9 protein-coding genes are annotated in these 13,082 nt (G+C 61.6%); 5 read left to right on the top strand and 4 right to left on the bottom strand.

Annotated elements, in window-relative coordinates; translation table 11 throughout:
• Nucleotides 1-183 precede the first annotated feature (183 nt).
• The gene (locus L4923_RS20440) at nt 184-1,062 is read right to left on the bottom strand and encodes a branched-chain amino acid aminotransferase (RefSeq protein ID WP_239368646.1); all 879 of its coding nucleotides are present in this window, start codon (nt 1,060-1,062) and stop codon (nt 184-186) included.
• Between the two features lie 409 nt (nt 1,063-1,471).
• On the opposite strand from L4923_RS20440, the gene L4923_RS20435 reads away from it, so the two are divergent.
• Nucleotides 1,472-2,290, top strand: coding sequence for a L,D-transpeptidase (locus L4923_RS20435; protein WP_239368526.1), 819 nt, complete (start codon nt 1,472-1,474; stop codon nt 2,288-2,290).
• A gap of 478 nt (nt 2,291-2,768) precedes the next feature.
• On the opposite strand, the gene L4923_RS20430 is transcribed toward L4923_RS20435, so the two are convergent.
• Nucleotides 2,769-4,283, bottom strand: a complete 1,515-nt coding sequence (locus L4923_RS20430) for a helicase HerA-like C-terminal domain-containing protein (protein WP_239368524.1) — start codon at nt 4,281-4,283, stop codon at nt 2,769-2,771.
• 186 nt (nt 4,284-4,469) lie between these two features.
• On the opposite strand from L4923_RS20430, the gene L4923_RS20425 reads away from it, so the two are divergent.
• Together L4923_RS20425 and scpA are read left to right on the top strand one after the other, a co-directional pair.
• The gene (locus L4923_RS20425; protein WP_239368522.1) at nt 4,470-5,912 is read left to right on the top strand and encodes a methylmalonyl-CoA mutase subunit beta; all 1,443 of its coding nucleotides are present in this window, start codon (nt 4,470-4,472) and stop codon (nt 5,910-5,912) included.
• The gene (gene scpA, locus L4923_RS20420; protein ID WP_239368520.1) at nt 5,909-8,026 is read left to right on the top strand and encodes a methylmalonyl-CoA mutase; all 2,118 of its coding nucleotides are present in this window, start codon (nt 5,909-5,911) and stop codon (nt 8,024-8,026) included. The genes L4923_RS20425 and scpA overlap by 4 nt, the downstream gene beginning before the upstream one ends.
• A gap of 27 nt (nt 8,027-8,053) precedes the next feature.
• Here scpA and greA read toward each other — a convergent pair whose 3' ends face one another.
• Nucleotides 8,054-8,521 (bottom strand): transcription elongation factor GreA, encoded by a 468-nt coding sequence (greA, locus tag L4923_RS20415; protein ID WP_239368518.1) that lies wholly within the window; start codon nt 8,519-8,521, stop codon nt 8,054-8,056.
• A 169-nt stretch (nt 8,522-8,690) separates the two neighbouring features.
• Here greA and L4923_RS20410 point away from each other — a divergent pair, with 169 nt between their 5' ends.
• Complete coding sequence (locus L4923_RS20410) at nt 8,691-10,067, top strand: TIGR03808 family TAT-translocated repetitive protein (protein WP_239368516.1); 1,377 nt, start codon at nt 8,691-8,693, stop codon at nt 10,065-10,067.
• A 96-nt stretch (nt 10,068-10,163) separates the two neighbouring features.
• Here L4923_RS20410 and L4923_RS20405 read toward each other — a convergent pair whose 3' ends face one another.
• Nucleotides 10,164-11,168: an asparaginase gene (locus L4923_RS20405; RefSeq protein ID WP_239368514.1), complete on the bottom strand. Its 1,005-nt coding sequence runs from the start codon at nt 11,166-11,168 to the stop codon at nt 10,164-10,166.
• Nucleotides 11,169-11,495: 327 nt separating this feature from the next.
• On the opposite strand from L4923_RS20405, the gene L4923_RS20400 reads away from it, so the two are divergent.
• On the top strand, nt 11,496-12,908 hold the full coding sequence (locus tag L4923_RS20400; protein WP_239368512.1) for a purine-cytosine permease family protein: 1,413 nt from the start codon (nt 11,496-11,498) through the stop codon (nt 12,906-12,908).
• Nucleotides 12,909-13,082: the final 174 nt, after the last annotated feature.

Below are 13,082 nucleotides of genomic sequence, written 5' to 3'. Positions count from 1 at the left end.
GTCGATACCGAACTAAGATAGGGTTGGATCGGGCAGCGACAACTCCGAAAAACCGGAGCGCCGGCCATCTTCTAAAGCATGTCGCGCCAAAGTGTGTAGCGGTTTTGCGATAAGGACATGCGCAAAATCGAAGGCCTGATGCGTAACGAGCGAATCTGACAGATCGCAGTGCACTTCAGGCTCTCAATTCACCGGTGTTGAATGGGCCCAGTCCCAATACAGCGCGCGCGCCTTCTTGGCGACCGGGCCGGGCTGCAGATCACGGTCCTCGAAGCGCGTTATCGGAACCACTTTCGAGTGATTTCCGGTCGAGAAAATCTCGTCTGCCTCGCGGAAATCCTTCACCGTCAGCGTCTTCTCGGTGGTGCGGAAGCCATAGTCGGCAAGCAACTTGATGGTGCGCGCCCGAGTGATGCCCGAAAGGAAGGTGCCGTTGGCCACCGGCGTGAAGACGTGGCTGTCCTTGACCATGAAGATGTTGGACGAGCCTGTCTCGGCGACGTTGCCGAGCATATCCAGCACCAGTGCGTTGTCGAAGCCGCGCGCCTTGGCTTCCAGAATGGAACGGCCATTGTTGGGGTAGAGGCAGCCGGCCTTGGCATCTGTCGGCATGGTCTCCAGCGACGGGCGCCGGAACGACGACACGCCGATGGAAAATCCGGCCGGTGGCAGCATCGGCGCTTCATAGAGGCACAAGCAGAAGCGCGTCGATTCCGGATCAGCCGGCACGCCCATGTAACCCCCGTGCTCGGCCCAATACATCGGCCTAATGTAGACGGCGGTCTTGCCGTCGAACTTCTTCAACCCGTCCCAAGTGAGGCCGATGATTTCTTCGGGCGTTTTCGTTGGCTTCAGGCCTAACGAAATAGCCGATGCGTTGACCCGGGCAGCGTGGCGGTCGAGATCCGGCGCAACGCCCTCGAACCAACGCGCGCCGTCGAACACGCTGGACGCCAACCAGAACACATGACTGCGCGGACCGACCAGCGCCACGTTGCCCTCATGCCAGTCGCCATCGACGAAGGTCCATGTGGTTGAAAGCGCCGCTGCTGCCAAAGTCATCGTCATATCCCATCCTTGCCGCAATGCCGGGAGATTGGGCGCGCGGCAACAACACAGTCAACCGGCATCGGGTCGAATTTGGTAAGGCCAGCACAGCGGGGATCTTCCTCCTTTGGTCCACGCCGTCACGTAGATGTGATTGGGCAACCTCTAGGGACAGCGGATGTCCGCCTACGCAAGCCGGGGCGCCCTCAAAACCAAAACGAATTCGCTTCCCTCAGCCGCAAGAGCACCGAAAATTGCGTTGCCTATCGGCAACAGTTGTCCGTCCGTCATCGCCTCGCCGCTTTTTGTCCACCTTGCCGCCCGATTTAGAAACGCCTATCGCGCCAACTATAAAAGGAAGCAACCATGCGAGCTTTGGCCCGTTCATGCTTTCTTCGACATATCGAACTACTCCAAGGCCATCATGATCAAGACGCCACCCGCCCTCTCGATGACCCGTCGCGGGTTCCTGAACACCGCTTTGGTCGGCGCCGCGTCGATGGCGCTCGCTGCCTGCACCACCGTTTCTCGGGAGCCGCCGCCTGTCACACCGGTCGCGCCGCCTCCCCCGCCGGATCCGGTTCTGCCGGAATATGCGATCATGTACGGGCCAGTTGTGGACGAGAATTACGAGATTCCAGGCATTCCCTACAGCAAGATCGACCAGCAGTTTCTGCGCCAGGTGGTCCCCGATCCGACCGGCGAGAAGCCCGGCACCGTCGTTGTCGAAACCTCGACGCACTTCCTCTACTTCGTGCTGCCCGGTGGCCGCGCGCTTCGATATGGCGTTGGCCTTGGTCGCGCGGGTTTCGCCTGGTCGGGCGAGGCCGTCATGCAATGGAAGCGCAAATGGCCGAAATGGACGCCGCCGGAGGAAATGATCCAGCGCCAGCCGGAGCTCAGAAAATTCAGTGCCGACAATGGCGGCATGCCGCCCGGCCTGAAGAACCCGCTTGGTGCCCGTGCGCTGTATCTCTTCCAGAACGGTGAAGACACGCTCTACCGCCTGCACGGTTCGCCGGAGTGGAGTTCCATCGGCAAGTCTGTTTCCTCGGGCTGCGTACGCCTGATGAACCAGGATGTGATCGACCTCTACGACCGCGTGAAAAACGGCGCCAAAGTGGTTGTCACCGACATCGCAGGCCGCCCGGTTGCGCCGGCTCCGGCCGACCAGGGCATTCCGATCGATGAAGGTGTGCCAGAGGCGCGCCTGTTAGGCCCCGCCGGGCGTTCCTGGTTTTAGTTTGCGCACGCCTCATATCGCAAGCCTGCACCCGGCCGCCGTCTCCCCGACGGCGGCCTTTTTGTTGAATGATTTGGATGGGCCGAACCCCAGCGGCGGTCGAGCTCTGGGATTGACAAAGGGCTAACCATTTTCGCGCTCCGGTTGCGGTCATCGCGTCGAAATACGTCATTTGCCGTATGCCCGGAAAAGAATGCGCCTGCCATGAACAGCGCATTGGATATGAGCCAATCCCGGAGAGGAACGGATGCGGATGCTCACGGAAAACCAGCGCAAATCGCTAAAGGACATACGCGCGCTGTTAAGTCGCCACAATGAAACAGCCGCGCGGGACGGCCACAGCGTCCTGGCTTACCTGCTTGAACTGGCACGGGTTGAAGCCAACGATCTTCTGCGGCAGGACCGTGACCCGAGTCGCCGAACATAGGTCAAGACAGGCCGCTCGACCCGCTATGGGCGTTAAGGCGCCGCCCACCCCTTACCGACGCGAGAGGCTGCCCAGAATGCCGCGCACGATAGCGCGGCCGAGCGACGACCCGACCGAACGCACCACCGACTTGATGGCGGCTTCCGTGACGGTCTGCCGGTTCGAGGAGCGTGGCGCGCGTTGCTGGCCGGAAGGCTGGCGGCTTCCGCCTCCGAAATCCGGCAGCGTCCAGCCTGAGCCACCCTGCTGCGGAGCCTGTGCTTCCGCCGCCTTCTTCTGCAGTATCTCGAAGGCCGATTCCCGATCAACCGTTTCGTCATACTGGCCGGCAACAGGACTTTCAGCGATCAGCCTGCGGCGCTCTTCGGCGGTGATCGGACCCAGTCTGGAGGATGGTGGACGGATCAGAGTGCGCTGGACCATGGACGGCGCTCCCTTCTCTTCCAGAGTCGAGACCAGTGCCTCGCCGGTGCCAAGCTGGGTAATTGCCTTCGCGCAGTCAAAATCTGGATTCGGCCGGAAGGTTTCGGCCGCAGTCCTAACCGCTTTCTGCTCGCGCGGAGTGTAGGCACGCAACGCATGCTGAACGCGGTTGCCGAGCTGAGCGAGGACCGTCTCCGGCACATCGAGCGGATTCTGCGTGACGAAATAGACGCCAACGCCCTTCGAACGGATAAGCCTCACGACCTGTTCGACGCGGTCGACCAAAGCCTTTGGCGCGTCGTCGAACAAAAGATGCGCCTCGTCGAAGAAGAAGACGAGCTTCGGCTTGTCGGGATCGCCGACTTCGGGAAGCTGCTCGAACAGTTCCGACATCAGCCAGAGCAGGAAGGTGGCGTAAAGACGCGGATTTGCCATCAGCTTGTCGGCGGCGAGAACATTGATGGCGCCACGCCCGTCACGTGTCGTGCGCATGATATCGGCAATTCTCAGCGCCGGTTCGCCGAAGAAATTTGCGCCGCCCTGCTGTTCCAGGATGAGCAATGAACGCTGGATGGCACCGACCGAAAGCTTGGTGACGTTGCCGAAACGCGCTGCGATCTCGCTGGCTCGCTCGGCGATGTTGGCGAGCAGTGCCTGCAGATCTTTCATATCGAGAAGCAGAAGGCCCTCTTCGTCAGCGATACGAAAGGCGATGTTCATCACGCCCTCCTGCGCTTCGGTAAGGCTCATCAACCGCGACAGAAGCAGGGGACCCATCTCAGAGACCGTGGCACGGATAGGATGGCCCTGCTCGCCGAACAGATCCCAGAAAATGACCGGGAATTCCTGGAATTCGTACGGATCGAGCTTCACGTCCTTTGCACGCTTGACCAGGAAATCCTTGCCCTCGCCCACCGCTGCGATTCCGGAGAGGTCGCCCTTGATGTCGGCGCAGAACACGGGCACGCCGGCATTCGAGAAGCTTTCCGCCATGATCTGCAGTGTTACCGTCTTGCCGGTGCCGGTGGCGCCAGTGACAAGGCCGTGGCGGTTGCCATAACGCAGGAGAAGGTTCTCAGGCTTCTGGTAGCTGTCGTCCGGCTTGCGGCTGGCGCCCAGGAAGATGCTCGTTTCGTCAGCCATGTCTCGTCTCCGCAAAGCCGCTGTGCAAATCGTCACAAACCCGTTCCGACGCAGGTATAGTAACGCGGTCGCCAAATTCAAAGGCGTTAGTGACTTACTTGCGACATTGGCTGCATTGCGATGCGCGGCAATGGACTTTAGAGTGATTTGAAAGTGGCTGATGCGGCCGGCAAACGAGGACAGGTGATGGGCAGCAAAGCCGTCGACGAACCGAGCGAACCCGACAATCCGCAACGGCAGCGCTGGCTGGCGCTTGCCGAAAAAGCCCTGGCTGGCGCCTCCTTCGAGGAGAAGCTGGTCTCGCACACCGACGACGGCATCCGCATCGACCCGCTCTATCAACGCGCGACCGGCCGCGACCACAGCTTGCGCGCCAATCCGCTGAAACCCTGGATCATTTCGCAACGCGTTGACGATCCCGATGTCGAGCGTGCCCACGCGCAGGTTGCAGAAGATATAGCGCAGGGCGCGACAGGCCTGTCATTGGTCTTCGAAGGTGCGCCGAACTCGTTCCGCTATGGGCTGCCCTATGCACCCGACACCATCGAGCGCGTGCTCGAAGGCGTGCCGCTGGATGAGACCTATCTGCGCGTCGACGTGCACCCGGCCAGCCGCGCCATGGCGGATTGGCTGACGGCGTTTCTCGCCAAACGTCGTGTCGATCCGGCAAGACTCAATCTCTCTTTCGGCATCGACCCGGCGGCGATCTTCGCAGGCACCGGAAGGTTGCGCATGTCGATAGAGGCGTTGCAGGCTTCGATGCCGCAATCGCTGGCGCATTTCTTCGCCATGGACGTGCCAGGTGTGCTTTTGGAAGCCGACGGGCGCGTATTCCACAATTCCGGTGCCACCGAGGCGCAGGAACTCGGCATCATGCTGGCTTCGGCGGTGTCGTATCTTCGCCTTTTCGAAGAGGCACGCCAGGCGCTGATCTATGCGGCGCCGCATATCGGCTTTGCGCTTTCGGTCGACCAGGACCAGTTTCTCTCGATCGCCAAGATCAGGGCGCTGCGCAGGCTTTGGTCCCGCGTGCTCGAGGCAAGCTCGATCCCGCCTGCATCTGCTAGCGTCCATGCCGAAACCTCGTATCGTATGGTGACCGCGCTCGACCCGGAAACCAACATCCTGCGTTCCACCATCGCCTGTTTCGCAGCTGCGGCAGGCGGCGCCGATTCGATCTCGATTCTGCCGCACACCATCGCCCATGGCTTGCCGGCCGCTTTCGCGCGACGCGTGGCGCGCAACACCCAGCTCGTGATTGCGCGCGAAAGCCATATCGATCATGTCAGCGACCCGGCCTTCGGTTCGGGTGCCATCGAGGCGCTGACCGATAGTCTTTGCGAGGCGGCCTGGAATGAATTCCGGCAGATCGAGAAGGAAGGTGGTGTGCTCTCCTCCCTCAAGGACGGCCATATCCAAGGCCGCATCGTGGCTGCCCGAAAGGCCCGCGCGGAAGCCTACCAGCGCGGCGAACGCACCATTGTCGGCACCACGCTGCACCCCTTGAAGACGGAACAAACGGTCGAGACGCTCGATGCCACGCCACGCACCGCACCGATCGACGGAACGGTGTTCTGCGAAGCGTTACCGCCCGTGCGAGACGACCTGGTGGCCGGAGGCCTGGTTTGATCCCAGATTTCAGCAGCATGGCCTGGATGGCGCCGCGTACGCCGTCCGTGACGGTCAACGGCATCTGGGAAACGCCGGAAGGCATCGCAGTCAAGCGCCAATACGACCGTGCCGATCTCGAAGGGCTCGGCGATCTCGATACCTATCCTGGTCTCGCGCCCTTCGTGCGGGGTCCGTATCCGACCATGTACGTCCAGCAGCCCTGGACGATCCGGCAATATGCCGGTTTCTCGACGGCGGAAGAATCCAATGCCTTCTACCGGCGCAATCTTGCTGCTGGCCAGAAGGGCCTTTCCATCGCCTTCGATCTTGCCACCCATCGTGGCTATGACAGCGACCATCCACGCGTCGCCGGCGATGTCGGGATGGCCGGTGTCGCAATCGACTCCATCCTCGACATGCGCCAGCTTTTCGACGGCATTCCGCTCGGCGAGATGACCGTCTCGATGACCATGAACGGCGCAGTGCTGCCGATCCTGGCGCTTTACATCGTTGCCGCCGAAGAACAGGGCGTTGCGCAGAAAGATCTCGCCGGAACCATTCAGAACGACATTCTGAAAGAGTTCATGGTGCGCAACACCTATATCTACCCGCCCAAGCCCTCGATGCGGATCGTGTCGGACATTTTCTCCTACACGTCCAAGAACATGCCGAAATTCAACTCGATCTCGATCTCTGGCTACCACATGCAGGAAGCCGGCGCGACGGCCGATCTCGAACTCGCCTACACCATCGCCGACGGCATCGAATATGTACGGGCCGGTGTCGCCGCGGGCCTCGACATCGACAAGTTCGCGCCGCGGCTTTCCTTCTTCTGGGCGATCGGCATGAACTTCTTCATGGAGGTCGCCAAGCTGCGCGCGGCGCGCCTGCTCTGGTCAGAACTCATCGAGAAGAATTTCGCCCCGAAAGACCCACGCTCGGCATCGCTGCGCACCCATAGCCAGACATCCGGCTGGTCGTTGACGGCGCAGGATCCCTACAACAACATCGTGCGCACGATGATCGAGGCGATGGCGGCGACGCAGGGCCATACCCAGTCGCTGCACACCAATTCCTTCGACGAGGCGCTGGCCTTGCCGACCGACCATTCGGCCCGCATTGCCCGCAACACGCAGATAATCTTGCAAAGGGAAAGCGGCACCACCCGTATCATCGATCCATGGGGCGGTTCGGCCTATGTCGAGCGGCTGACGCATGAGCTGGCCACACGCGCCCGCGCCCATATCGAGGAAGTGGAAAGACTGGGCGGCATGGCTGCGGCCCTCGAAAAGGGCATTCCGAAGCTGCGCATCGAAGAGGCAGCGGCACGCACGCAGGCCCGGATCGATTCCGGCGAACAGGTGCTGGTCGGCGTCAATGCCTTCCGCCCCGAGCGGGACATCGAAGTCGACGTGCTGAAGATCGACAATGCCGAAGTGCGAGCCAGGCAATTGTCGAAGCTGCAGCAGCTGAAAGGCACGCGCGAGGTGGGCGCCGTCGAGACAGCGCTCGATGCGTTATCAAAAGCCGCACAAGGCGACGGCAACCTGCTGGAATTCGCCATTCGTGCCGCCCGCGCCAAAGCGACCGTCGGCGAAATCTCGTTGGCGCTGGAAAAGGCCTTTGGGCGCCATGTTGCTTCTGTCCAGATGATCTCCGGTGTCTATCGCGCAGCACTCGGTGAGAACCCGGAAGTCGACCGGCTGCAGGAAAAGATCATCGCTTTCGAGAAGAAACATGGCGCCAAGCCGCGCATATTGGTCGCCAAGCTAGGCCAAGATGGTCACGACCGCGGCCAGAAGGTGATCGGCACTGCCTTTGCCGACCTCGGCTTCGACGTGACAGTGGGCGCCATGTTCCAGACGCCGGAGGAGATCGGCAAGCTGGCTGTGGAGAACGACGTCCACATAGTCGGCGTTTCTTCGCTCGCCGCGGGCCACCTGACGCTGGTTCCGGAACTGAAAACCGTGCTGAAGAAGCTCGGCCGCGAAGATATGCTCATCGTGGCCGGCGGTGTGATTCCGCCACAGGATTTCGATGCCGTGCTGAAGGCCGGTGCGGCTGAAATCTTCCCGCCCGGTACGGTTATCCCGGAGGCGGCGGAGCGGCTGGTGGACAGATTGTTGGATTAAAAGCCGAGGTCGCCCCGACGCGATCGGCTATTTCAACCCGGCGACTTCCCATTCCCGGCCATTCACAGTCACCGTCTCGCCGATGCTCTTGCCGAACAGCGCCAGCGCCATGGGCGAGACATGCGAGATCGAGCCCTTGGCGGGGTCAGCTTCGTCCTCGCCGACAATCTTCCACGTCACCTGCTTGCCCGCCTCGTCCTCAAGCGTAACACTCATGCCGAAGCGCACGACACTGCCGTCGGGCTCGGGAATGGAGAGTTCCGCGTTTTCACGCCGGGCGTTCCAATAGCGCAGGTCGCGTGAGACCAGCGCGATGCGCTCGCGATCGCTCGCCGCCTCGGCGTTGGCCAATGCAGCGCGTAAGGACGCCACTTCGGCATCGATCATTGCCAGGCCATCGACAGTGACTAGGTTGCGATGCGGGCTGACCGGACGCTCGCCAATACCAGCGATGGCGTTTTCGCTGTCTTCTTCGCGGGTGAAAGCTCTGCTCATAAAAAGAATTTAGGGCTGACTAGCCAGCTTAACAAGCTTGGTGATCACGCATGACGCGATCCCTCGCCGGTCGTCATTGGACTGACAATGACTGGCGTCCCATCTGGTCAGCCAGTCTCTGGCATGGCACGGTTCCTGCTCTGCGAGCCGGGAACAGGGAATCGTGCCAATGCTGAACAGACGCCGTCTCCTCGGCCTTGCTGGAGCCGCCGCGCTCGGCCTGACGACGGCTTCGGCAGGAGCGGCCAAGCAAACGGTAGCAAAACAGACTCCAGCGAAGACGGGCGGAATCGATCCAGCGACCTACGGGGTGCGGCCCGGTGCCACGGACGACCAGAGCAAAGCCTTCGCAAAAATGCTGAAAGCTGCCAGCGATGCCAATCAGCAGATCACGCTTCCCCCTGGTTCCTATATCGTTTCAGGGCTCGTTCTACCGCCACGCGTACGGCTTGGCGGCACTGCGGGTGCGACCCGCCTGATCCATGGCGGTGGCGGACCGTTCATTTCGGCCGAGAATGTGGACCACGTCGCCTTTTCGGGCTTGGTCTTCGACGGCGCCAATCAATATCTCGGCGAAAGCGTTTCCGGCCTTCTCGATCTGCGCTCGGTGAAGGCCTTGTCGATCGACGACTGCCAGGTGAACGGTGCCTCCAAGAACGGCATCGCGCTACAGCGCGCAGCAGGGCGCATAGAGCGCTGCACGATAACCGGCGCCGCTGATGCCGGTCTCTGGTCGGTCGATGCCGCTGGCCTCGCCATCAACGCCAACGTTGTCAACGACTGCGCCAATGGCGGCATCCTGGTGCATCGCTGGCAGGTCGGCGAAGACGGCACTATGGTGAGCGGGAACCGCATCGCTCGCATCGGCGCGCGCAATGGCGGAACTGGACAAAACGGCAACGGCATCAATGTGTTCCGTGCCGGCGGCGTGCTCATCTCCAGTAACATCGTAAGCGACTGCGCGTTTTCGGCGATCCGCGCCAACTCAGGTTCCAACGTGCAGATCATCGGCAACAGCTGCCTCCGCTCCGGCGAGACGGCGCTCTATGCCGAATTCGCCTTCGAAGGTGCAGCGATTGCCAACAATGTGATCGACGGTGCGGCCAATGGCATCTCGGTCGTCAACTTCAACGAGGGCGGGCGCATGGCGACCTGCAGCGGCAACATTGTGCGTAATCTTTCCACCACGGGCCCCTATCCGGCGGAAGTGGGTGGGTTCGGCATCGGTATCGGTGTGGAGGCCGATACCACCGTAACCGGAAATGTGGTGGAGGAAGCGCCGCAATGCGGCATGCAACTCGGCTGGGGACCGTATCTGCGCAATGTGGTGGCGACCGGGAACGTCGTGCGCAAAGCCGGGATCGGGATAGCGGTGAGCGTCGTTGACGGCGCGGGACCAACGATCATCACCGACAATGTGCTACAGGACGTGCTGCATGGCGCGATCATCGGCAAGCGTTGGGCGGAACCGGTGACTGCCGACCTCGCCGAGATCGGCAATGCCGGCTACGCGCATCTCACCGTGGAACGGAACCGTGTTAGCTAGATCAATTCCAGGAAAAGTGGCTAACGGTTTTCCCTCGGGAAGTGCGTAAAAACAGAAAGTTTGAGCGTTTCCGTGAGAAACGGAAACGCTCAAACGTCAAACCAGCGCGGCGGTCGGACGCAGCAGCCCGACCCGGGCGCCCAGCCGACTTTCTACCGGTGGGTTTGCGAATTCGACCAGCTTCACCGCCAGCTCAGCGTCTGCCTGCAGAAGCTTTGCCAGTACGGCTGCGATCATCACGCCGGCAGCGCGTTCGGCACCATCGTCGCACTTCAGCGCGATGCCGAACCCAAGTTCCGGCAGTGCCGCGCAGAACACGCCTTCCGCGCCAATCTTGACGAAGATTCGTCCAGGCGCTGCCTGCATCAGCTTCGTATCGATACGGTCGGTGCCGGCGACTAGGAAGGGCTCGGCCATGCAAGCCTCGACGAGCCGCTTCGCTGCCTTGGCGCGCTCTAGTCCGAGGGTGTTGCCCGTCGCCATCCTGGCGAAACCCGCCGCGAAACTGCGCAACGGCACGGCATAGGTGGGGATCGAACAGCCATCGGTCCCGCAGTGGGAGGCATTGTGAGCGGCCCCAGTCACCGTTTCCATCGCCTCCTTGATCATCTCCTGCATGTGATGGCCTGCTCCCACATAACCGCGGTGGTCGATACCGGTATGGCAGCAGGTGCATATGAAACCGGCATGTTTGCCCGAGCAGTTGTTGTGCAGGGGATTGGGCTCTCCGCCGGCGCGGGCAAGCTGGATGCTGGCATGGTGATTGGAAGGCCAGTGCGAGCCGCATTCCAGTGCGCTGGAATCGAGTCCGGCTTTTGCGAGCATGGCGGCCGCCAGTTCCACATGTTCCGGTTCGCCGGAATGAGATGAGCAGGCCAGCGCCAGTTCGCGGTTGCCGAAGCCATAGGCATCTGCGGCGCCGCTCTCCACAAGCGGCAGCGCCTGGATGGCCTTTACCGCCGAGCGGGGAAAGACCGGGCGGGCAGTGTTGCCGATGTCCAGCACCGTCTTGCCATCTGCGTCCACCACCGCCACCGCACCACGGTGGGCGCTTTCCACCACAGCTCCGCGCAACACCTCGACCAGAACCGGATTGGCCATGGAATCCTCGCTTCGATTTCGCACCGAACGGGTAGCGGCTTGCCGCGTCTCGTGCAACCGGCAAGCATTGGCCTCATCGCAAAGCGCCTGAGGCCCATTCTCGGACAGACCAGAGCCGGCTGACCGAAATCTACGGCTTCAACACGATCATCGCGCAAGCCTTTCGATAAACAAGGAGATTCGGTTCAGCGGGCCAGACAGGGGGGCATGGCGAATGGCGCGGAAAACACAACCAGAACGCTCACTCTTGACTCGCCACCCACCCGACTATGTATATACATATCATATCTCACATGGATCAAAGACCGTCTCGCGGGAGGAGGAATCATGGCAGCGGCATCAACGGGCGTGGCCGAACGACGCACGATCGACCGAATTCCGGAAAGCGAGCGGCACGGATCGCCCCTCAATCAGTTCACTCTTTGGTTCGGCGCGAACCTCCAGATCACTGCGGTTGTCGACGGCGCCTTGTCCATTGTTTTCGGGGCCGAGGCGCTGACTGCGATCATTGGCCTTGCTATCGGCAATTTGCTCGGCGGTGCGGTCATGGCGCTACATTCGGCGCAGGGCCCTCGCCTCGGTCTGCCGCAGATGATTTCCAGCCGGGCACAGTTCGGGGTGAAAGGCGCTGCACTGCCGCTGATCCTGACCGTGCTGATGTATCTGGGGTTTGCCGCGACCGGCACCGTGCTGTCGGGTCAGGCGATCAATCTGATGTTCGGGGTGCAGGCGCCGGCTTTCGGCATGCTGATCTTCGGTCTGGCAACCATCCTGGTCGCAATCGTCGGCTATAACCTCATCCATGTGATCGGCCGCATCGCCACGATCGTCGGCATCCTCGGCTTCGCATACCTCACCTGGCAACTGGTCTCACAATATAACGTGTCGGAAGCGTTCGGCCAAAAGCCGTTCACCCTGGCCACCTTCCTGCTCACCGTCGCCCTCGCTGCCGGCTGGCAGATGACCTTCGCGCCCTATGTCGCCGACTATTCGCGATATCTTCCGACGGAGACGCCGGCCAGCACTACCTTCTGGTCGACGCTGCTCGGCTCGACGATCGGCGCGCAGATCGCGATGAGCTTCGGCGTGGTCGTCGCAGCACTCGGCGGCAAGTTCCTGCAGAACCAGGTCGGTTTCATGGGCGAACTCGCCGGCCTGGGATTGGCTGCAATGCTGACCTATGTCGTTATCGTCACCAACAAGCTCACGGTGAACTGCCTGAACGCCTATGGCGGATCGATGACCATGCTGACCACCGTCAGCGCCTTCACCCGTCAGGAGCGCGTTTCACAGGCCGTGCGTATTGCCTATATCATTGCCTTCGTGGCAGCCTCGGTGGCGATCGCCATCTTCGCCAGCGCCAACTTCCTGTCGGCGTTCAAGAACTTCGTGCTGCTGCTGCTCGCCGTCTTCGTGCCGTGGAGCGCTATCAACCTGGTCGACTACTACCTGATCTCGAAAGAAAAGGTCGATATCCCGGCACTTTACGACAGCGCGGGTCGTTACGGCGCCTACAACTGGACCGCGCTGGGCTGCTATCTCTTCGGCGTGGTTGTGCAGATTCCGTTCCTGAACCAGGCCCTCTATGAGGGACCAATCGCCGTGATGCTGGGGGGCGCCGATATCTCCTGGATCGTCGCCCTGGTGGCAACCTCGGTGGTCTATTATTTCCTGGCGCGCGGTAACGCCAACGTGCCTCAGACGATGATCCTGCCCAAGGACGCCTCTGTGCGGGCATGATTCAATATCCCCGATCGGTATATGCCGAGAGTCAAAACGGGGCCGGGGGGGGGGGGGGGGGCGCCCCCCGGGTTTTTAATAGAAAAAATGAGGGGGGAAAAAAGGGGGGGGGGGGCGCGAAATTTGGGCCCCCCCCCCCCCCCCGGGGTGGTAGGGGCGCCCGGGGGGGGAGGG

It is taken from the genome of Terribium retamae, from assembly GCF_022347545.1.
Lineage (GTDB): Bacteria > Pseudomonadota > Alphaproteobacteria > Rhizobiales > Rhizobiaceae > Mesorhizobium > Mesorhizobium retamae.
The sequence above is the reverse complement of the archived record's forward strand: the minus strand, read 5'-3'. Positions and strand labels throughout refer to the sequence as shown.